Source organism: Brucella tritici (assembly GCF_008932285.1).
In the GTDB taxonomy this organism is placed as follows: domain Bacteria; phylum Pseudomonadota; class Alphaproteobacteria; order Rhizobiales; family Rhizobiaceae; genus Brucella; species Brucella tritici.
In genome coordinates this window covers 574,340-595,322 of sequence record NZ_WBVY01000002.1, presented here as the reverse complement: position 1 = coordinate 595,322, position 20,983 = coordinate 574,340, and the positions used below count along the sequence as shown (strand labels likewise).

Here is a 20,983-nt window from a genome sequence, read left to right as displayed (position 1 = left end):
ATGAGCACCCCCCGGAAAGTAACCATTTACGATATATCGGAGCGAGCCGGTGTATCTGCATCAACCGTTGCTTCGGTTATGAATGGATCTTGGGAAAATCGAAGAATTACTAAAGCAACAGCCGATAGGATTCGAGTAATAGCAGGTGAACTCGGCTATACTACCAACCTTCAAGCACGTGGATTGCGTATATCCAATTCCGGTATGATCGGTATGATCTTGCCGATGCTGGACAACCGATACTTCAGCTCCATGGCCGCATCGTTTGAGACGGTAGCACGCTCACGGAATCTTATCCCCGTCGTAGCCAGCACATTACGCGACCCGCAACAGGAACGCGGCACTGTGGAAACATTGATTGCCCACAATGTCGACGCCTTACTGATCGCGGGCGCAACCGATCCGGACAGTGTCGCCGAACTCTGTGAAAAGGCTCATCTGAGACATATAAATGTGGATCTTCCCGGGAAGCACGGCGCATCCGTAATCAGTGATAACTATGAAGGCGCCCGCGTGCTGACGCGACAGATTGCCAGTCGCAGGTCACATCGAAAGGAAAACAGCTTCTACTTCATCGGTGGCGTGGATAGTGACCACAACACGCGTGCGCGTGTGCGTGGATATCAGGATGAGTTGGCTGCGCTGAACATTCCCGTTCACCCCAACGCTATCATCACGAATGGATATGGTCCCAATACCGCCGCGATGACGACCCGCGATATTTATAACAAATTAAATGGGTTGCCAGAGGCATTGTTCGTCAATTCGACGAGCCCGTTTGAGGGCGTCGTCAGTTTTCTCAAGACACTGCCGGTTGATGAGGTTCGGGAGTGCTCCATCGGATGTTTCGACTGGGACCCCTTTATCGAAGTTCTCCACTTCCCGGTTGTGATGGTCCGGCAAAATGTTCAGGCAATGATCGAACGCGCCTTTGAGCTTCTGGACGAGCCAGTTCAAATGAACAACCTGCCCGAGATGATACCGACGGAACTGATCGTTCCCTGCGATTTTTGAATCGCTTTGGAATAAAAAGCCCCATAACGAGGCTTTTTCTCGGTTGTTTTTTCACCTTTAGCCTGCCGCGCTACGGTATTTCCTTTGCGGCGCAAACGATCTGGATCAGGACTGCGAAAGTGTCCTGGTCAGACGGCCGGTTTCATAGAGGTCGCTCCGTCTTCTATCCTATTCGTATCCTCGGAAACATCATCAAGAAAGCTCACTGTAGGAACGAAGAACAGAGAGCCCGTTACTGCACGACTGAAATCGAGAATATGGTCATAGGTTCCCGGCGGGTTGCCAATGAACATATTCTCCAGCATTTTTTCAATACGTGACGGCGAGCGGGCGAAACCGATAAAATAAGTTCCGAACTCGCCTTTTCCAATCTCGCCAAAAGGCATGTTGTCACGCACAATTTGCAGCTGCTCTCCATTCTCTTCAATGTTCGTCAGAACATTGTGCGCATAAGGTTTCTTTTGCTCATCGCGTTGCTCTATGTCGGAAAGCTTGTGCCGACCTATTATATTCTCCTGCTCCTCAACTGAGACTTTGTTCCAGCTATCAAGGTCATGAAGATACTTCTGGACGATCACGTAGCTACAGCCGGAAAATCCCGGATCCTCATTGCCGATGAGAGTCGCGGACAGGGCGGCCTGATCCACAGGGTTTTCCGTACCGTCAACAAACCCCAGAAGATCGCGATCATCGAAGAATTTGAAGCCGTGCACCTCATCGACTACCGCAACGTGCCCCGAAAGCCGTGATATGATATGGGTGGCGAGTTCAAAACACTGATCCATGCTGTCTGCGCGTATGTGAAAAAGAACATCACCCGGTGTCGATACAGCGGCATGGACACCGCGGATTTCGCGAAATGCATGCAGTTCCTTTGGCTTTGGTGATCCAAAGAGCCTATCCCACGCTTCTGACCCAAAACCGGTTACGCAGGAAAGCTGTCCGTTCAACCGCCGAAAGCCCACTCCACGCACTAGGCTTGAAAGGTCCGCGCACAATCCCCGCACCGTCCGCTCTGCTTCGGCGCCTTCATTGATCGTCACGACCAGAAAGATTGCAGCTCTCGTCAGTTTTCCGACAACAGACTGCGAAACGGGAAGTGAAGAAATACCCTCTGTGGTCATGCTCGCTCCATCTCGGCAAAATGTGAGTTTCCAGGTTTAAGCAACCGCTCATCTATGCTTACTTCGAAGTCAAACTTCCACCAAACGATATCCAACCTGCAACGGAAACTGTTCCCTCATCAGAGATGGGTTAGTTTTTTTGCCCGGCGCACAAGGTACCACACGGCAAGAATGATGACCGGGAAGCCTGCCAATGTCAGGAATGTCTTCATGCCGGAGATCGCCTCAACATGGCCGAGGCTTTCCAGAAGCGTCTTGTAGAGACCGATGGCGTAATAGCTGATGGCGACGATTGAGAACCCCTCGACTGCTTCTTGCAGCTTGGTCTGCACCTGCACGCGCTTTTCCATCGATTCCAGCAATTGCAGGTTTTGCTGTTCCAGTTCAACCTGAACCGATGTTCGCAACAAATCGCTGGCACGCGAGACGCGGGTTGCCGAGTTTTCGATGCGTTTGCTGGCTTGCGCGCAAAACCTGATAGCAGGGCGGAAACGACGCTCGATGAATACGCCGAGCCTTTGATAACCGTCGACGTGCTGTTCACGCAATTCGGCCAGCCGCGCAAACACGAGTTCTGAATAGGCCGCAGTTGCACTGAAGCGCTCACCCGTATTGACCGATACGTCGAGAATTTCGCTGGCAAGCTGTGCCAAATCCTTGAGAAGACGTTCCTGCTGGTGGGCTTCTTTGCCAAGCGCATCAACGATTGTCTGCAACCGGGTCTCGAACGCCGAACAGCGTGAGAAAGTGTCCTGCGCCAGCGGCAGGCTGATCAATGCCATAAGACGGTAATCTTCGATTTCAAGCAATCGCCGAACCATACGTCCGGTCCGGAATGCATTGAGGTTATGGTTGAGCAGGACGAAGCGCGTCGCATTGGCCTCATTGAAGCGGAACGTTGACCAGATTTCAGCATCGCAATTGCCTATGGCAGAAACCGCAACATCCATATCCGTCTCCGCACCAAGCATAAGCTTCGCATCATGCGTACCCGCGAGACCAACGACAATTTCAATGGAATTGATGCGCTGTCCCGGCATTTCATTGACGAGCTTGATCCAGATTTCTTCTCTGAGCGGGATGGCATTGTAGTCGCCGCTCCATTGAATGACATAGGTAAGCGATACAAACTCGGCGTGAATTTCCCACTTGATGCGACCGCTCGTCGTTTGCGCAATGCCACTTTTGCCGTCGCTCGTATTCGTCAAACCAAGCTTTAAAAGAGTATCGGGAGCATGTGTGGCCTCATTGCCGACGAAAAAAGCTTCGTGCCAGACCACCGCCGGAGCATCGAAATAAATCGATGGACGCGAGTGAAGCTCGTCGTTGAGAACGCCACGCCACGGATGATCTTTAGTCATCGGGGAGCGGTCCCATCCGGTTTTCAAGACTGATTGAAAAGATAGAAAGTTTTCAGCGGCAGTAGCCTATTACGGCCAGCCGATCGATCAAAGGCATTTTTTGTGCTCACTGTTCCGGGTAGCTCAGCCCATCATCGCGTTGATGAGATACGGTCCGTCATGCGCGATTGCTTCTTCAAAGGCATCGCGCAATTCTTCAAGCGTGGTGACGGTTTTCGCCATAACGCCAAAGGATTGTGCAAGGCCGGCCCAGTCGATGGCAGGCTTGTCCAGTGATAACATGGAATGCGCCGTCTCGCCCGGATTGGCGCCAACCTTGGCATATTCGCCCAGCAGGATTTCATATTTCCGATTGTTCAGAAGTACGGTTGTACAGGGCAGATTTTCACGCGCCTGCGTCCACAGTGATTGCATCGTATAGGCGGCAGAACCGTCTGCCTGAAGTGATACAATTCGCCGTTCACTCTCGCCGTTTTCGGCTGCACCAATCGCAGCACCAGTTGCCATCGGCAACCCGCCGCCAATGGCTCCGCCCACCATCGTCATCCATTGGCAAGGGGCCATGCTGGCGATGCGAGACGGAAAGCCCGCACCCTGCGTCAGGGATTCATCGGAGATGATCGCATTTTCCGGCATCAGGGAACAAACAATTTCCGCCAGGCCATCAGGCGTGATGCGGCCTTCGACCTCTGTAAACGGGCGCGCAACCACCGGCGGGCTGCACGGTTCGATTTCCAGTCTGCCGGCCAGAGCCTGCAACGCAGCAATGGCATCCTGCTCGGGACGCGAAAGGTGAAATACTTCGGCATCAGGCCGGGTGACACGGCTGGGACGTCCCGGATAGAGGAAGAAAGCAGTCGGAGGCGGGCAATTGACCAGAATGACGTGGTCGTAGGGAGCGAGCGCTTCCAGAGCGACATCGACAACATAAGGCACGCGCGGGATTGCCATCCGACCGCGCCCGACAGGGACCAGTCCGGCAAGCTGGCTTATCCGCAAATCGATACCGGCCTGCTGCAAACCCGCCAGCAGCGGCTGCGCCTCAACCCCAAGTGCCGCACTTCCAAGAACCATCACAACACGCCCGCCACTGCGGCACGCCGCAACAGCGCGATCAATCTGCAAGGGTGATGGGCTCTGCGGATTGATATCAGGCAGGATACCACCCACCTTGCCGCCCTCATTCCATGAAACATCGGCAGGCAAGATCAACGAAGCGACATGACCGTTATCAGCGCGCGCAGCCTGAATCGCTCGTGCCGCATCCACACCTATGCTTGCCGGTGAGGCGGAATAGGCAACCCAGTCAGAGCAGGTTTCAGCCAGCGAAACCACGTCGGCCGTCAGCGGGCTGTCGAAAGCGACATGCGGGACAGCATGATCACCGACAATATTGACGATGCCTGCACCCGCGCGACGTGCATTGTGCAGATTGGCAATACCGTTGGCGAGCCCAGGGCCGCAATGCAGCAATGTCGATGCCGGTTTTCCGGTGACGCGGAAATATCCGTCGGCCATGCCCGTCACAACGTTTTCCTGCAAGCCCAGCACGCAACGAATGCCCGGAATGCGGTCAAGCGCCGATACGAAATGCATCTCGCTCGTTCCCGGATTGGCAAAGCAGGTGGTCACATCCCCGGCGATCAGGGTGTGCACAAGCGCTTCGGCACCGATCAGATAAGGATCGTCGTTGGGAGGTATGTTCGACATGGCTCTACTCACTGTTGTGTCAGCGAAGACGCGACTGGATCAATAAGGATTGGTCGCTGCGACTTGCGGCAATGCCGAAAACGCATCGAACCATGCTGCAACTTTTGGAAAGTCGCCCCGCCAGCTCAATTCTGGAATACGATTGTCGATAAAAGCAAGGGGCACGAAGATCGAAATAGCGCCTATATCATGACGTCCGCTGAGATGATCGGGCCGCGTTTCGAGCCACGTCAGAGTATCGATGATTTTCGATGCCCATGCATTCCGCCATTGCTGCCATTGCAGTTCACTGGGTCGCAGGCCGATCTCGTAGCGTAATTGTAGTGCAGCGTCGCACATGGAGTCACCCAGCGCCTGATCGCGCAGGTTACGCCAGCGTTCGTCACCGCGACCGATCAGCTTGCCTTTGGCAAAATCGTTCAAATACTCGCAGATCACCGGACTGTCGAAGAGCGCTTCCCCCTCGTCGGTCACCAGCATGGGAATCTGGCCGGACGGGTTGAGCTTGCGGAACTCCGGGTCACGCAGCATCAGATTACCTTTGCCGGCAACCAGTTCGATCTTCTTCGAAATGCGCAGAAAGCCTGCCAGAATGGTGACTTTGCGTACAAAAGGCGACAAGCCTGAATGGTGTAGTTTCACGTTGGTTTCCTCAAGCCCGCAGAGGTTCTGGCAGACGGAATTTGTCATGCCCGCGTAGAAATTCACGCGTGCGCTCCTGTTTGGGTGCCATCAAAACTTCTGCTGGCGTGCCCTGTTCATGGATCAACCCCTGATGCAGGAACACGACGCGATCTGCGACGTGATAGGCAAAACCCAGCTCGTGCGTAACGATGACCATGGTTACGCGATCCCGGCTCAGCGAACGCATCACTTCCAGCACCTCACCCACCAACTCCGGATCAAGAGCTGAGGTGGCTTCGTCGAACAGCATGACCTGTGGATCCATCGCCAAAGACCGGGCAATGGCAACACGCTGCTGCTGGCCGCCCGACAGGCGCGACGGATAAACGTCTGCTTTATCAGCGATGCCTACTCGCGCCAGTTCCTCGAGCGCACGTTCACGCGCCTTTTCCTCGCTGACGCCTTTGACCTTTATAGGGGCGATAGCGATATTTTCAGCCACCGTCAGATGGGGAAACAGGTTGAACTGCTGAAACACCATGCCCACTTTCGTGCGGATAGCAGTCAGATCCTTCTCCCGATACTGAATGGCGCCGGATGCAGTCGTTCCAACCTGCGTTCCGTTGAGCCAGACGCGGCCTGCACTGGGAACTTCCAGGAGATTGAGGCAACGCAGCAGAGTACTCTTGCCCGAACCGCTGGAGCCGAGCAGAACGACGGTCTCACCTTCATTAACGGTGAGGTCGATGGATTTGAGAACCTGCAGAGGACCAAAGCTTTTGCTAAGTCCTTCGACGCGGAGAACTTCCGTCATGGGACTGTTACCTCGCTGTATGAAGTCTGTCCTCAAGGCTTTTTGCAAGGACACTGAAGGGGACGATGACGATGATGAAAATGAGCGCCACGATCGTGAAGGTTTCGATGGGGCGATATTCGGTATCGGCGACCAGCTTGGCGTAATAGAGCAGATCGCCATATGCGACAGCAGATGCCACGGTAGTAAGCTTGGCAATCTCGATTGCGCGGTTGGTGAAGGCTGGCACCATGCGGCGGAATGCCTGCGGGATCACGATATAGATCAACTGCTGCATGCGCCGCATGCCGAGGGCACGTGCGGCCTCGTATTGACCGACATGAATGGACTGCAAACCACTGCGGTAAATGTCGGCGCAATAGGCGATGTTGTAGATCGCAAATGATGCAATCGCCACGAAGAACGGGTTGTTCTGCACGCCAAGCAGAATAGGCGCAAATGCCTGGAAGAAGAATAGCTGGATCAGGATCGGTGTATTGCGGATTATCCCGACATAGATGGTCGCAGGATAGCGCAACCAACGGGACCTGGTTGTCTTTGCCAGTCCAACCAGCAAGCCACCTGTCAGCCCTGCGGCCATCGTGGTCATCGTTAGCAACAAGGTGTTGAGCAGACCGCGCCAGAACAGTTCGTGATAGTTCAGCAGTATCTGGATATCGAAATATTCGCTCATCAAACCGCTCCCGATCAGCGATCCGAAACGGCTAAACGCCGTTCGACATAATAGGTGAGAGATGAAGCAGCCGAGAAAAGGACAAAATAGATGGCTGCAACAACGGCGAAGGTTTCCAGAGGCCGATAGGTTTCAGCTGCAATGCGCGTCGCCTGAAAGGTGAGATCCTGAAAGGTAATTGCAGCTGCAAGCGATGTGGCTTTGACGAGATCGATCGTGGTGAGAAGAAACACGGGCAACATGCGGCGTACGGCCTGCGGCAGGATGATCCAGCGCATGGCTTGTCCCCGCGTCATGCCAAGGCTTCCGGCAGCCTCATACTGGCCGGGCGGTATCGAAATGATGCCGCCTCGAAACAGTTCCGCAAAATAGCCCGAGTTCTGAATTCCAAGCGCCAGCGTTGCGGCGACGAACGGCGATATTGGATGACCGATGATGGCTGGCAGCGCGAAATAGGTCCAGAAGATCATGACCATCAGCGCCGATGAGCGCAGGATGTAGACAGCGGCTGTGCCTGTGCGTGCAACCACCCCATTTTTGGACAGACGCATGAGCGCAAGTACGAGGCCAAAAGGGATAGCAATCGCCAGAGCGCTTGCGGACAGTTGCAAGGTACCGAGTACGCCTTCGATCAACAGACCCTTTTGACGCAGGACGGGTTCAAAGTTCCATTCATACATAAAGGTACTCGGATGCTTGACTATATTATTTCCAACCGCGTGCGGTATCTGCTGAGGGACTACTGAATGAAGTTGACCGTCACGTCTTCAGGCTTTACGCCGCTTGCAGCGATTTCAGTCTGATAGATTTTTTTGGTTTCACCGGAGTCCGTCATGTAGGCGAAGGTGGTTTCGAGAAAATCGCGCCAGCGCTGATCTTGCTGTGGCGGAATGGCCGCCAGAATAGGCAGATAGATTGCCGGGCCATCCAGAAGCTTCACCTGTCCCTTACGCATTTTTGCACGCGCCGCATCGGCATTGGACGGCGTCGCTATCGTCCCGTCGATCTGACCGGTCTGAAAAGCAGCCATGACTTCAGAGGTCGAAGGGAAACGCTGCACGTTCGCATTCGGTGCATGTTCCTGCAGCATGGAATCAAAATTGGTACCATTCACGATCCCAAGTTTCACTTCAGGCTTGTTCAGATCAGCCCAGCTATTGGCAGGCAGATCGTCGCGCCCGAAGAATACGACGCCGTATTTATAAACCGGCGTATGAATGAACTCGACTGCAGCGGCACGCTTCGGGGTGCCATCAAGCCCAAAGAAAAGATCAACCTGTCCGGTCTGGATCGCGGCGATTGCACCGGACCACGACAATTCGACGATCTCTACTTTTGCGCCGAGTGAATCGGCAATGCGCTGGCCTATGATCACAGCCACGCCGCGCCAGATATCGCTGCCCTGTTTGACGCCGACATCTCCCTTCCCGAGTGCATCCTTGTAGGAGAACGGTGCATATGGAGCTACGCCTAGGCGCACGGTTTTGGTTTCATTGATACGCTGCCAGACATATTCCTGCGCTTTGGTCGGCATTGCCGAAGCCGCAATCATCAAAAGCCCGGCCAGCACGGGCACCCATAAGCGCGCAAACAGATGCTTCATCTGTTCCTCCTCCTCATTTTTTGCGCGAAATTGCGTCTCGCGCATACCTTTCTTTTGTTGCGTATATCACATCATGATGCATATATTGCATCATGATGGTTATTTGTGTCAAGCAACCCGGCTACTGTCCCACCGCTTTTCCATCTGCTCATTTGATGTTGATTGCCCGATCTGAACCAACGTGACTGCCCGGCCTCACCTGCGTGAACGGAGCAGCCAAAACCTCATCGTCCCGGTCGCGCTTCCATACGTGTCTTGAAATTCAGAAGCGCTTTCTTGACCCTGTCTTCGTCTTCCTGCGTTTCTGGCGAAGACAACATCGCGATCCCGACCGCTATTTCCAGTCGTGGGTCCCCTGTCAGGCACACCGCATAAGAGACAACGCCATGTTCCAATTCGTTGCGGGACATGGCAAACCCCTCGTGGCGAATCTTTTCGACTTTCGGCAAAAACTTGTCCTTGTTGGGACTGTCTTTCAGCAACTCAGTCAATTCCGGTTGCGACTTGCGCGCGAGCAACACCTTGCCGAGCGAGCTGATGTCCGCCGGAATACGCGCACCTATGTCAAATGAGAGGTTCACGGCATTGTCCCGATGACGATGGCTATCGGCAATAACAAGTTCTGCTCCGTCGAGAAGCCCGATACAAGCTGTCCGCTTTGCATCCTCAACCAGTTCCGGCAGGCAGGAGTGAACCCAATCGAAATAATTGAAACTCTGCTGTGCGAATGCGCCAAGTTGAATTGCCAGCACCCCAAGCTGATATTTGGCACTGCGGCTGTCCTGTAAAAGAAGCCCCTCCTTGCGCAGAGACGCCAGCAAACGCGATGCTGTGCTTCGGTTCAGCCCCAGATGCCGAGCCACTTCGGAAACGGAAACCTCGCCGTCAGACCGCATGAGCAGTTTCAGGACTTCAACGACATTTTCCGCAACCTTCACGATCGAATTCCTTCTCTTACTGCAACGTGTTTCGCTATATACAACACGTCGCGCGAAAATGGCTAGCTCTTCGGCTGTGGTCGGTCTGCCCATGCGTAGTAGCGCGCAGCAATCGGAGTGGTATAACGCTTCATGATACGCGCTTGCAAAGGCACTTCCGGAAAGTCCCGTGCATAGGCTGTTGCCTGATCGTCGCTCTGCAAAATTCGTTCCGCAGCCTTACGGCCCAGATAAGGCGCGAATAAAAGCCCTCCGAAGCAATAGCCGAGGGCGTAATGCAATCCTTCATGCGTTCCAAGATGTGGATAGAAATCCCATGTGGCGGCGCATCTCCCGGTCCAGGCATGGGTCAGCTTGACGTCCCGCAGAAGCGGCATAAACGTCCTCATGTCGCGATGGATCTCCCGGGCAAGGCGCTTCAATCCGAAAATTGGACGCCTGCCGGTTTTGGCGCCATAGAGCAACCGTTTGCCATCGGCTGAAAGCTGCATGTAGCGCGTGGCGCGCGTATTATCGATATAGGTGCGATTATGCGGCAGGATTTCCCGCGCCAGCCCCTGTGGCAGCTCTTCCGTTGCCACCATATAGGCATTGATTGGCAGCAGCCGCCGGTTAAGCCACGGCACCAGATCGTCCGAATAGCCGTTGGTAGCAATCAGCACATCGCGCGCAACGATCGATTGCCGACCAACATGAACAGTCCAGTCACTACCTTTACGCTCCAGGCCGCCGACACGTGCATGGCCAATAATCCGAGCGCCCGCGCGCTGCGCGCGTTCCAGCATTGCACGGGTATATTTAGCCGGATTAAGCGCCGCATTCTCGCGCACGACAACCCCGCCAAAATAGCATTCGGAAGCCATCTCACCGGCTGCACTGCCCGGCACCAGTTGGTAGTCTTCGCCCAGCAGCTTTCCGCGAGCCTCATATTCCCTCGCCAATCCGTCATAATGCTTCTGGCTCAGCGCGCCAATGAAGCGCCCGGACATACGAAAATCACAGTCAAGCTGCTCATCCTTGATACGTGAAACGCTTTCCTGAAAGATTGCGTTCTGTTCCTGAAAGAAAGCAACAGCCTTCTCCTCGCCGACCGCCTTGGAAAGCAACAATAAAGATTGCCGACCGGCCTTGCCCAGCATTCCCCCATTGCGTGAACTGGCAGCCATGCCTGGCTCTGCAGCATCCAGCACGACCACGTCACGACCTGCCGAAGCCAACCGGTGCGCCGCCGACAGGCCGGTCAGACCAGCGCCAACGATGGCAACATCAACCCGGCGCGGGAGTTCTTGCGCCGCAACAGTGACCATTCCGTCGCTCCAGAAGGGAGTTTCGCGGAAGTCCCGGGAAAGGATATCATTCGACATGTTCAATCTTTCGAAATCACGAAGCGGGACGCATTGAAGCGTGGTCGCGCCAGCCGTAATAGCGGATCACCCGCCTGGTCACTGCGGCATCGAAAGCACGGGCGGGCATGAGTACGCTTGGGAAACTGCGCGTCTGAAAATCAGTATCGGGCGCTGCCCCGAGAACCTGCCTGGCAAGAATTTCACCAAGATAAGGCGCCATCGCCAGGCCGGAAAAATTAAAACCGAGCGCATAGTGCATACCCTCATGCTGGCCAACATGCGGGAAGTGATCCCATGTGACGCCGCAACGTCCACCCCAGGCATTCGCCAAGCGATAGCCTCGCAATTGTGGGAACGTCGTCGTCAGATCGTCATAGATCAGACGAGCGGTTTCGCGAATGGGCTGGTTCTTTGGCTCGCCGGTACGTGCGCCGAACACAATGCGCATACCGTCAGACGACAGGCGCATCGACATCGGACGACGCGTGGAGTCTATATAGGTGCGGTTGCGCGGAAACACACTTTGCACAACATCGGCAGGAAGAGGTTCCGTCGCAACGATATAGCTCTCAATCTGAATGAGACGGCGGGCAATCCATGGGATCAGGCTTGCGGTATAGCCATTGGAACATAGAAGCACATCACGCGCCCGAACCATGCCATTCGACGTCTTTACCAGAAAGCCGTCTTTTTCTCTCCGGATCGACTGTACGACGGTTTTACCAATGATCGAAGCCCCGGCAGCCTTGGCGCGTGCAATGAACGCGCGTGTATATTGGCCTGGATGCACCGCACCGTTGTCGTGAACATAAACACCACCGACGAAGCTTTTTGAACCGACTTCGCTCTGGACACCCTCATCCAGTATGCTGATCTTTTCACCAAGATACTCGGCCCGCGCCTCATATTCAGCGCGAAGCCCATTAAATTGCTGTTGCGTGTGGGCAACGACAACGCGTCCGTTCTGCTGATAATTGCAGCTGATCTTTTCAGCTTCGATGCGCTCGATAGATGACAGGAACACGCGGTGCAGATCACGGAAATAGCGGATTGCCACGTCCTGCCCCGCGCTTTTCGACAAGCCTAAAAAGGAATGTTTGGTGTTACGACCAAGCATGCCTGCATTGCGCGAACTGGCTCCTTCACCGGGCTCCCCGGAATCCAGAATGACGACTCGACGCCCGCTGCGCGACAAATCATGCCCGGCAGTCAGTCCGGTCAAGCCTGCGCCAACGATCAGGGCATCAATCCGAGCAGGCAGCGGTTCAGCGGAAGAGCCCATCTGCGGCAGCGAAGTCAGCCAATAGGACCGGTCCACGAAATCTGGAGTGAAAATAGAGCTTTTCACGATGAGCCCTCCCGTTGATGCCTGAGCGTTTCTTATTTCCGGTTCATCATCTGCACCAGTCGTGGTGCCCAATAGGTAATGACCATATCGGCACCAGCGCGACGCAGGCAGGTGAACAATTCCATCGCGCATTCCATCTCATCCATCTGCGCACCGTTGGCACCAAAATGGATCATGGCGTAGTCGCCACTGATAGAATAGGCAGAAACCGGCAGTTCATAACGGTCTGCCGCCATACGCACCAGATCCATATATGGAATGGCGGGCTTTATGTTGATCATTTCCGCACCCTGAGCCACGTCGGCTTCCATGATGCGCAGCGCGTCCTTGGCGTTATGCGGCTCAAGGTAAAACACCTTTTTGTCAAAGCCGTAACTGGCGCCCGTTGCCGTCGTTCCCGTACCGGCCTTGAAGAAAGCCGAATTGTACTTGATCGATGACATCAGCAGCATATCGTCCAGATTCTCAGCGTCGAGCGCTTCGCGCGCCGCGCCGACGCGGCCATCCACCATCGTCGAGCAGCACAGGATATCCACGCCGGCCTTGCCCCAGGCAACTGCGGTCCTGGCAACTGAATCGAGCGTTTCCTTGTCGAGAATGCGATTGTCGGAATCCAGCACGCCGCCGATCATGTGATCGGTAAAGTAACCCATATAGCTGTCGCCGATGATGACCAGCCTGTCGCCCACCGCATCCTTCATCCGCTTGGCGGCCTGAACGATGACGCCATTTGCCGAAAAGGCATCGCTGCCCTTGCCGTCGCGGTGCTTCGGAATGCCGATGAGGTAAACAGCCGGTACTCCGCACGCCACCAGTTCTCGCGCCTTGTCTGCCACGGCTTCGAGCGGATACCGATAGGTTCCTGGCATCTGGGTCGATTCAACCGGCTCGGAGATATTCGCATCGACAGCCATAGGAAATGCAAGATTGCCAGCGTCGGAGATCATTTCGCGAGAGAGAACGCGGCGCGTCTCGGTCAACTTGAAACGGCGATTGCGTGGAAGCGCTGTGCTAGTCATGGAACTCCTCATTTGAATTGTGCTCAACCCGGCGCAATTCGTAAATATCGCTACCCTCAGTGCATCGTGTTGCGTATTTTGCAACACGATGCACTTTATGCATCTGACTGATTATGCATGTCAATGGAAAACTTTTGAGATTGGAAGAACTTTGAACGCAGACACCGCCCAATCAGCCCTTGTCACGGTCACTGGAACTGATTGCACGACAGCGAACTGCGAACGGGACTGGAGAAGCGGCTTCAAAGCGTTTATCTGAAACCGCCTTGATGACCGCTCGTTCGTCGAGCCGATCTTCCCTTTTAAGTTCTTTTTGCGTTCGCCAACGCCGAAGCGTTGACTTTTGTCAGCATCAGTGACTAATGTCAGTGCAACCAACGAAAGAACCCCAATGCCTGTCCGACCGAATGACCAGATCATCCACAAGGCCGCCTGGCTCTATTACACGCATGGACTGCGCCAGGACGAAGTAGCCCAGCGGCTCGAAATCTCTCGCGCCTCGATTGCGATGTATCTGCGCAAGGCCCGCGAAATGGGGATCGTCACGATCTCAACCTCCTCGGAACTGTTTTCAGACGATGTGCTGGCGCGCGAACTGGAAGACGCGACAGGCCTGAACACTGTCTGGCTGGTGCCGGAAGATCGTCAGGCAATGGACCCGGCTGCTGAAATGCCGGTCGTCGCAGCATCTGTTTTCCTTGAGCTCCTCAACAAGGGGGATCGGGTCGGCGTAGCCTGGGGCCGCACCGTCTATCATATTGCCGACGTTATGCCCTTTGCAGATTTGAGCGGCGTTACCGTTGTTCAGTTGTGCGGCAATCTCGGCGCACCCTATTCCTACCGGCCGGACCAGTGCACCACGGAAATCGCCCGCCGTCTCAGTGCGGAAGGCATCAACTTCTATGCGCCGCTCGTACTTTCGTCCGAGCGCCTCGCCGACGAACTGCGCGGCGAGCCGGTTATCAAGGAACAGCTCGCGACGATCTCGGACTGTAATCTGGCGCTCTATTCTGTCGGCGGTATCGAGGATGACAGCCATCTCGTCAAATGCGGCGCGCTTTCAGCCGCGGACATGCACGCCATGGGCGAAAAGGGTGCTGCCGGGGTCATTGCCGGTCAGTTGATTGACCGCGATGGCCAATGGCTGGATTGCACTCACAACAGGCGCTGCATTTCTGCCGATCTCGATTCCATACGCGCCATCAAGAAGCGCATGCTTGTCGTGCAGGAAGACAACAAGTTCGAGCCGCTGGTGGCGGCATTGAAGGGCGGCTTTGCTTCCCATCTCGTCATTACGACCTCCATGGCGCGTCGGCTTTTGGACCGCTGGAACAAGGATGGGCTCGACAAAGGCGGTTCAAGCAAGGCTTGAGCCTGGAAAGTTTAGGTCCGCCGATGCCGGACGGGCCGGTTTATCGGGAGGCTGAATACCATGGAAAATCTCTGGCGCGACGACGAAGCGGAACAGGTCGTCGCCGAATACGCCGCGAAAGGCATCAACCGTGATCTGGCGCTGCGTACCTATACGACGCGGCTTCTGGGCGGCGAGCCGCGACTGGTGCTGCATGGCGGCGGCAACACGTCGGTAAAAACCGAGGTGACAGACCTCGTCGGTGACACTCATGCAGTGCTCTGCGTCAAAGGCAGCGGCTGGGACATGGGTACTATCGAACCAGCAGGCCTGCCCGCTGTGAAAATCGACGCTCTCCTCAAGAGCCGCAAACTCGACAAGCTTTCGGACGAGGACATGGTGACGCTGCTGCGCGCCAATCTCATAGAGCCAGCAGCTCCGAACCCTTCGGTGGAAGCACTGCTGCATGCCTTCCTCCCACACAAATTCATCGACCACACGCATTCGACGGCTATTCTCGCCATTGCAGATCAGGCCGAGAGCCAGAAGATGAGCACGGAACTCTTCGGCAAGAAAATGGGCTTTGTGCCCTATATAATGCCCGGCTTCGCGCTCGCCAAGGCGGCCGCCGAAGTGTTCGAACAGGACCCGACGGTTGAGGGCCTGATCCTCGACAAGCACGGCATCTTCACCTTTGGCGACACTGCGAAGAAAGCCTATGACCGGATGATCCACTATGTCACGGTCGCGGAGGATCACGTCAAGAACCACGGTCGCAATCCGTTCACGCCCGCCACCCTCCCTGCTTCGCTGGCAAGGCCCGGCGATATCGCCTCCATGCTGCGCGGCGCAGTTGCCGTCGACAAGGGAGAAGGTCGCTACGACCGGATGGTCAGCGTTTTCCGCACAACTCCGGCTATTCTCGATTTCGTCAATGCCCGCGAGGTCGCGGACATGGCGGCGCGCGGTGTCTCCACACCCGATCTTTCAATCCGCATCAAGACCGGCCCTATGGTGTTGCCCGCACCGGCCACGGATGATCTCGCCGGCTACCGTGCCGTCATCGACCAGCACGTCGCAACCTTCGTCGCCAATTACACCGAATATTTCCGTAGCAACGATGCACGCGACGATGTCAAGCGCACCATGCTCGATCCCATGCCGCGCCTGACGCTGGTGCCCGGCCTTGGCATGTTTGGCCACGGTCGCACCTTCAAGGATGCGACCATCGCCGTCGATGTCGGCGAGATGTGGATCGAAGCAGCACGCGATGCAGAATCCGTTGGTCGCTTTGAGCCGGTCAGCCGTCCCGATCTCTTCGATCTCGAATATTGGTCGCTCGAACAGGCAAAGCTCGCGGGCGCCAAGCCGAAACCGTTCACTGGGCAGGTCGCTGTCGTCACTGGCGGTGCGGGAGCCATCGGTGCTGCCGTCGTCAAGGCCTTTGCAGCCGAGGGCGCTCATGTCGTTGCGCTCGATCTCGATGGCGAGAAGGCTTCGGCGGTTGCGAAGGCTGCCGGAAACAGTTCCATCGGCATTGCCTGCGACATCACCGATCCCGCATCTGTGCGAGCCGCCTTTGATAAGGCAGTCGCAACATTTGGCGGCGTCGATATTGTGGTGTCAAATGCCGGCGCGGCCTGGGAAAGCCCTATCGCCACGATGGACGACACGCTGCTGCGCAAGAGTTTCGAGCTCAATTTCTTCGCTCATCAGACTGTCGCACAAAATGCTGTGCGCATCATGAAGGCACAGAAAACCGGCGGCGTACTGCTGTTCAATGCCTCCAAGCAGGCGGTCAATCCGGGCGCAAAATTCGGTGCCTACGGCCTGCCAAAAGCGGCAACGCTCTTCCTGTCGCGCCAATACGCGCTGGAACACGGTGCCGACAACATCCGCGTCAATGCGGTCAATGCGGATCGTATCCGTTCCGGCCTGCTGAACGATGAGATGATTGCCAATCGGGCTGCGGCTCGCGGCCTCTCCGTCAAGGACTATATGGGCGGCAATCTGCTTGGCCTTGAAGTGACGGCTGAAGACGTTGCCCGCGCCTTTGTCCATCACGCACTAGCCGAACGCACGACTGCCGACGTGACTACAGTCGATGGCGGCAATATCGCAGCAGCCATGCGTTGATTTTTCGGGCTGGTGCAGACAACTTCCTCAGCCTTCCAGACATACAGAAAGGGGCGGTCCGATGGACCGCCCCTTCTTCATTCCGTTATGCCTAGAGTAGTTGTTTCGCCGCATTATCTTAAGCAAAGCCGCTTCGCACCTTTGCTGGAAATGCTCTAAATCAGGGCTTCGGCATCCATGCAGGCATGGCAACATCGGCATGGGCGAACTGCGGCAGTTTCGTGCCGAGCTCTTCCATATTCTTGATGTCCTGATCGTTGAGATCTTTCTGCGTAATCAGCGTCGGCGGCACGATGACCTGCTTGCCCGGATTTTCACCGGCCAGCAGCATGGCGAGCGAGCGCACAGACACCTGACCGACCACAGCCGGGTTGGTCGCTGCCGTCGCAACCCATGCAGAGCCGGATTCACGCATGGCGGCGATGTCCGAGGTCGAGATATCCGCCGAGTAAATTTTCACGTCGGAAGACATGCCAGCTTCGTCGACCGCAATCTTCACGCCCTTGGCGAATTCGTCATAGGGTGCAAACATCACCGTGATGTCAGGGTTGGCGGAGATCACCGAGCGTGCCTGATTGGCAACCGAATTGGCGATGGGATTATCCATCGTGCCGAATTGGGCAGCTTCCTTGATGCCCGAATATTTCGCTTTGAACTCTTTCCATTTCTCGTCACGACGGTCGAGCGGCGCGATGCCTGCGACATAGACATAGCCAGCCTTGAAGCTCTCGCCATTGTCCTTGATCGCCTGCTCAAGTGCCAAACGAGCGAGGTCATGATCGGACTGCTCGACTTGCGGGATCTTCTCGTTCTCGACATTCACATCGAAAGCGACCACCTTGATGCCCGCGTCGACCGCACGCTTGGCGGCTTCCTTCATGGATTCAGTCAGGCCGTGCTGGATGATGATGCCCTGCACACCAAGCGCAATGGCCTGATCGACCATATCGGCCTGCAGAGCTGCATCCTGACGGCTGTCGAACACCTGAAGCTGGACGCCCAGCGCCTTGGCCTGTGCTTCAACGCCCGCGAGGTAGGACTGGAAGAAGTCGCCGGTCGACAGATAGCGCACGAGTGCGATCTTCACCTCACCCGGCTTGTCGAAAGGTTTCGGCATATCCGCCGCATGGGACGGCGTGGCAAATGTTGCTGCAGCCATCAGCCCGAGCGTCAGCTTGCCCAGGGTTCTACGCGTGAAATCCATGTCAGTCTCCTCCACTGATCAATATTGTTAGCCCGCTGAAGGTTCCCACCTCAGCGTTTGCCTCTTTTTGAGAGCGCAAAGGTGAAAATCAGGGCGATGACGAGCACCGCGCCCTTGACGAAATCCTGGGTGTAGTAAGGCGCGTTCATCATCGTCAGGCCCTGCAAAAGGATGCCGACGAAGAGAGCGCCGACGGCAGTCCCGAACGCATTCGGCTTGGCAGCGCCAAGCACTGCGAAACCAATGAGGGCTGCGGCAACGGCATCGAGAAGCAGATTATTGCCCGAGGCGATATCGCCGCGCCCGAGGCGGGCGGCGAGCAAAATGCCGCCGATCGAGGCGAAGACGCCGGAGATGACATAGGCCGAGATCTTGTAGGCATTGACCGGCGCGCCGGCGAGGCTTGCCGCGCGCTCGTTGGAGCCGACAGCGTACATCATCCGACCGAAGCGGGTATATTCAAGGAAGAACCAGATGACGATGGCCAGCACGATCAACACGACCACCGAAACTGGCACCAGATTAGGCAGGATGAAATCGAAACGATGACGTCCAAGCGCGAGGAAGGCCGGGCTGAAAGCGCCCGTTGCCGTCGAGCCATCCGGCAACGTCATGCCCGTTGCAATCGAGCGTCCTTCGGTCGGGATACGCTGCAGGCCGAGCAGCAGGAACATCATTCCAAGCGTCGCCAGAAGATCGGGAACGCGCATATAGACGATGATGATCCCGTTCACCAAACCGACGAGCACGCCCACGGCTAGGCAGACGAGTGTCGCTGTCAGGGCGTCACCACCCATGACCACCATCACATAGGACGAAGCCATCATGGCGGTAGTCGCAACCGAGCCAATGGAAAGATCGAAACCGCCGACAACGAGTGTCGCGGTGACACCAAGTGCAAGAATACCGGTGATCGACACGGATTGCAGGATAAAGACCGCGCTCTGGGGCGAAGCGAAACCACCGGTCACAGCCGAGAAATAGAGCACCATGCCAGCAAGCAGCACGAGGAAGCCATATTTGATCGCGGTTTCCCGGATATTCAGGCCCGCAGGCGGAACTGCGCCGGTGGCGGCGGATTTGCTCTGTTCACTTATCATCATGCACTGACCTGTTGATGGGATTGTCCGGCAATCTCGGAGAGCAGCCGCTCGACATCGACGTCGACATTGCGGTGCTCGCCCACGATAGTGTGTTCCGACATCACGAGAATGCGGTCGGCGACTTCGAAGGCTTCATCGAGCTCCGTCAGGAAAAGAATTGTGGTGCGCCCTGCCGCAGAAGCGCGCAGCTTCTCACCTATATCGCGACGGGCGGCGATATCGACGCCCTGGAAGGGCTCATCGAGGATGAGCAGTCGCGATGGCTCGGAAAGCCAGCGACCGACCATAACCTTCTGCTGGTTGCCGCCCGACAGCGTCTGCATCTCGTCACGCTCATTGCGGCAGACGACACCGAGCGACGAAATCTGCTGGCGCGCCGTTGCCTTCTCTGCCCGTCGGCTTGAAATGCCGAAAGTCGAAAGCCGGCGTAAGAATGGCAAGCTGATATTCTCGTAGATATTGAAGTCCGGCACGATGCCGCTGATCGCACGGTCCTTGGCGACAAGGAAAACGCCTCTGGCAATCGCCTGACCCGTTGTCTTCGGTGCATAGTTCACGCCATCCAGCGTCATTTCGCCTGCTTCCGGGGCCCGCGCACCAAACAGCGTTTCAGCAAGTGCCGTCTTGCCGACGCCAACAAGACCCGTGACTGCGACGATCTCGCCATCGCCGAGATCGAAATCGAAGGGTCGCGCCTGTTCGGAAAGCTTAAGGCCCCGCACGCTGAAGACCGGGCGACTTGCGTCGCGCACGGCAACGGCTCCAGCCGATACCTTGCGCCCCAACATGGCATTGACCGCGCCCTCGTAATCGAGTTCCGGCCCCTCGAAACGGCCCGTGATGCGACCGTCGCGCAGCGACACGATGCTGTCGGCAAGGCGACGAATATCCGACATGCGATGCGAGATATAGAGAATGGCGACACCCCGCGCCTTCAACCGATCAACGAGGTCGAACAGACGATCCGCCTCGGCACTGGAAAGCGACGACGTCGGTTCGTCGAGGATCAGCACTTTCGGTTCATGCGCCATGGCGCGCGCAATCGCCACCATCTGGCGATCCGCAAGTGTCAGGTCAGTGATATTGGCCGAAAGGTCGATGGCAAGGCCCATGCGCGAGGCGACCGCCGCCGCTTCACGACGCACCCGGCGCGGATTAAAAAACAGCCGCGCTCCACGCCCGTTCAACCGGTCGAGCGTGAGATTGGTCGCCACATCCAGATCGGCAACGACACCATCATTGATATTCTGGTGCACAGTGACGACGCCAGCCCGGATCGCCTCGGCAGGCGTTGCCGGATCAAAGGCAGCATTCGCTAGCGTGATGGTGCCGCCACCACGCGTGTAGACGCCCGAGAGGATGCGCACGAGCGTCGATTTTCCGGCACCGTTGGCACCCATCAAAACCGTCACTGCGCCTGCTTTGAGGTCAAGGTCCACCCCCTGTAGCACCGTCACCGGCCCAAAGGATTTGCGCACGCCCTCAATGCGAAACACTGGCTGTTCGCTCATAAATTCCTCCCACTGACGCCACGTTAAGATAGGCTGCCATCAAATGTCAAGGCCATTGACATTTGACAGAATAATGCCTTAGCTGTGGGAAAGACGGCATGGCG

At 56.2% G+C, this 20,983-nt stretch carries 18 protein-coding genes; 3 read left to right on the top strand and 15 right to left on the bottom strand.

Going from position 1 to position 20,983, the window contains the following annotated elements:
- The gene (locus tag F9K94_RS08160; RefSeq protein ID WP_151644810.1) at positions 1–1,014 is read left to right on the top strand and encodes a LacI family DNA-binding transcriptional regulator; all 1,014 of its coding nucleotides are present in this window, start codon (positions 1–3) and stop codon (positions 1,012–1,014) included.
- Positions 1,015–1,142: 128 nt separating this feature from the next.
- On the opposite strand, the gene F9K94_RS08155 is transcribed toward F9K94_RS08160, so the two are convergent.
- The 12 genes from F9K94_RS08155 to F9K94_RS08100 form a co-directional block, all read right to left on the bottom strand.
- Entirely contained in the window at positions 1,143–2,138 is a 996-nt protein-coding gene (locus F9K94_RS08155) for a Dyp-type peroxidase (RefSeq protein WP_151644808.1), read from the bottom strand.
- Positions 2,139–2,257: 119 nt separating this feature from the next.
- A complete protein-coding gene (locus tag F9K94_RS08150) occupies positions 2,258–3,499 on the bottom strand; it encodes a DUF3422 domain-containing protein (RefSeq protein WP_151644806.1) in 1,242 nt (413 codons plus the stop codon).
- 123 nt (positions 3,500–3,622) lie between these two features.
- Positions 3,623–5,209 (bottom strand): acetolactate synthase large subunit, encoded by a 1,587-nt coding sequence (locus F9K94_RS08145; protein WP_151644804.1) that lies wholly within the window; start codon positions 5,207–5,209, stop codon positions 3,623–3,625.
- A 39-nt stretch (positions 5,210–5,248) separates the two neighbouring features.
- Complete coding sequence (locus tag F9K94_RS08140) at positions 5,249–5,851, bottom strand: glutathione S-transferase family protein (RefSeq protein ID WP_151644802.1); 603 nt, start codon at positions 5,849–5,851, stop codon at positions 5,249–5,251.
- 10 nt (positions 5,852–5,861) lie between these two features.
- A complete protein-coding gene (locus F9K94_RS08135; RefSeq protein ID WP_151644800.1) occupies positions 5,862–6,647 on the bottom strand; it encodes an amino acid ABC transporter ATP-binding protein in 786 nt (261 codons plus the stop codon).
- A gap of 7 nt (positions 6,648–6,654) precedes the next feature.
- Positions 6,655–7,320: an amino acid ABC transporter permease gene (locus F9K94_RS08130; protein WP_151644798.1), complete on the bottom strand. Its 666-nt coding sequence runs from the start codon at positions 7,318–7,320 to the stop codon at positions 6,655–6,657.
- A gap of 14 nt (positions 7,321–7,334) precedes the next feature.
- The gene (locus F9K94_RS08125; protein WP_151556331.1) at positions 7,335–8,000 is read right to left on the bottom strand and encodes an amino acid ABC transporter permease; all 666 of its coding nucleotides are present in this window, start codon (positions 7,998–8,000) and stop codon (positions 7,335–7,337) included.
- Between the two features lie 59 nt (positions 8,001–8,059).
- The gene (locus F9K94_RS08120) at positions 8,060–8,923 is read right to left on the bottom strand and encodes a transporter substrate-binding domain-containing protein (protein ID WP_192799474.1); all 864 of its coding nucleotides are present in this window, start codon (positions 8,921–8,923) and stop codon (positions 8,060–8,062) included.
- A gap of 224 nt (positions 8,924–9,147) precedes the next feature.
- A complete protein-coding gene (locus tag F9K94_RS08115) occupies positions 9,148–9,861 on the bottom strand; it encodes an IclR family transcriptional regulator (RefSeq protein WP_192799473.1) in 714 nt (237 codons plus the stop codon).
- Positions 9,862–9,923: 62 nt separating this feature from the next.
- Positions 9,924–11,225: an NAD(P)/FAD-dependent oxidoreductase gene (locus F9K94_RS08110; RefSeq protein ID WP_151644792.1), complete on the bottom strand. Its 1,302-nt coding sequence runs from the start codon at positions 11,223–11,225 to the stop codon at positions 9,924–9,926.
- Positions 11,226–11,241: 16 nt separating this feature from the next.
- Positions 11,242–12,555, bottom strand: a complete 1,314-nt coding sequence (locus F9K94_RS08105; protein WP_192799472.1) for an NAD(P)/FAD-dependent oxidoreductase — start codon at positions 12,553–12,555, stop codon at positions 11,242–11,244.
- A 32-nt stretch (positions 12,556–12,587) separates the two neighbouring features.
- Positions 12,588–13,574, bottom strand: coding sequence for a hypothetical protein (locus F9K94_RS08100; RefSeq protein WP_061346793.1), 987 nt, complete (start codon positions 13,572–13,574; stop codon positions 12,588–12,590).
- Between the two features lie 391 nt (positions 13,575–13,965).
- Here F9K94_RS08100 and F9K94_RS08095 point away from each other — a divergent pair, with 391 nt between their 5' ends.
- Positions 13,966–14,946, top strand: a complete 981-nt coding sequence (locus F9K94_RS08095; RefSeq protein ID WP_151644788.1) for a sugar-binding transcriptional regulator — start codon at positions 13,966–13,968, stop codon at positions 14,944–14,946.
- A gap of 60 nt (positions 14,947–15,006) precedes the next feature.
- Entirely contained in the window at positions 15,007–17,061 is a 2,055-nt protein-coding gene (locus F9K94_RS08090; RefSeq protein WP_151644786.1) for a bifunctional aldolase/short-chain dehydrogenase, read from the top strand.
- Between the two features lie 160 nt (positions 17,062–17,221).
- Here the strand turns inward: F9K94_RS08090 and F9K94_RS08085 are convergent, their stop codons facing one another.
- Genes F9K94_RS08085 through F9K94_RS08075 form a run of 3 tightly spaced genes read right to left on the bottom strand, consistent with a single transcriptional unit; the run spans position 17,222 to position 20,879 of the window.
- Positions 17,222–18,265, bottom strand: coding sequence for a substrate-binding domain-containing protein (locus F9K94_RS08085; protein WP_151644784.1), 1,044 nt, complete (start codon positions 18,263–18,265; stop codon positions 17,222–17,224).
- Between the two features lie 50 nt (positions 18,266–18,315).
- Entirely contained in the window at positions 18,316–19,365 is a 1,050-nt protein-coding gene (locus F9K94_RS08080) for an ABC transporter permease (RefSeq protein ID WP_192798612.1), read from the bottom strand.
- A complete protein-coding gene (locus F9K94_RS08075; RefSeq protein WP_151644782.1) occupies positions 19,365–20,879 on the bottom strand; it encodes a sugar ABC transporter ATP-binding protein in 1,515 nt (504 codons plus the stop codon). Before F9K94_RS08075 ends, F9K94_RS08080 begins: the two co-directional genes overlap by 1 nt.
- Between the last annotated feature and the right edge of the window lie 104 nt (positions 20,880–20,983).

Excerpts from the sequence above, each read along its gene's own strand:
- F9K94_RS08080 (WP_192798612.1), bottom strand. The coding sequence starts at position 19,365 with ATGATAAGTGAACAGAGCAAATCCGCCGCCACCGGCGCAGTTCCGCCT.
- F9K94_RS08155 (WP_151644808.1), bottom strand. The coding sequence starts at position 2,138 with ATGACCACAGAGGGTATTTCTTCACTTCCCGTTTCGCAGTCTGTTGTC.
- F9K94_RS08150 (WP_151644806.1), bottom strand. The coding sequence starts at position 3,499 with ATGACTAAAGATCATCCGTGGCGTGGCGTTCTCAACGACGAGCTTCAC.
- F9K94_RS08110 (WP_151644792.1), bottom strand. The coding sequence starts at position 11,225 with ATGTCGAATGATATCCTTTCCCGGGACTTCCGCGAAACTCCCTTCTGG.
- F9K94_RS08100 (WP_061346793.1), bottom strand. The coding sequence starts at position 13,574 with ATGACTAGCACAGCGCTTCCACGCAATCGCCGTTTCAAGTTGACCGAG.
- F9K94_RS08095 (WP_151644788.1), top strand. The coding sequence starts at position 13,966 with ATGCCTGTCCGACCGAATGACCAGATCATCCACAAGGCCGCCTGGCTC.
- F9K94_RS08130 (WP_151644798.1), bottom strand. The coding sequence starts at position 7,320 with ATGAGCGAATATTTCGATATCCAGATACTGCTGAACTATCACGAACTG.
- F9K94_RS08120 (WP_192799474.1), bottom strand. The coding sequence starts at position 8,923 with ATGAAGCATCTGTTTGCGCGCTTATGGGTGCCCGTGCTGGCCGGGCTT.
- F9K94_RS08135 (WP_151644800.1), bottom strand. The coding sequence starts at position 6,647 with ATGACGGAAGTTCTCCGCGTCGAAGGACTTAGCAAAAGCTTTGGTCCT.
- F9K94_RS08085 (WP_151644784.1), bottom strand. The coding sequence starts at position 18,265 with ATGGATTTCACGCGTAGAACCCTGGGCAAGCTGACGCTCGGGCTGATG.
- F9K94_RS08160 (WP_151644810.1), top strand. The coding sequence starts at position 1 with ATGAGCACCCCCCGGAAAGTAACCATTTACGATATATCGGAGCGAGCC.
- F9K94_RS08145 (WP_151644804.1), bottom strand. The coding sequence starts at position 5,209 with ATGTCGAACATACCTCCCAACGACGATCCTTATCTGATCGGTGCCGAA.
- F9K94_RS08090 (WP_151644786.1), top strand. The coding sequence starts at position 15,007 with ATGGAAAATCTCTGGCGCGACGACGAAGCGGAACAGGTCGTCGCCGAA.
- F9K94_RS08125 (WP_151556331.1), bottom strand. The coding sequence starts at position 8,000 with ATGTATGAATGGAACTTTGAACCCGTCCTGCGTCAAAAGGGTCTGTTG.
- F9K94_RS08075 (WP_151644782.1), bottom strand. The coding sequence starts at position 20,879 with ATGAGCGAACAGCCAGTGTTTCGCATTGAGGGCGTGCGCAAATCCTTT.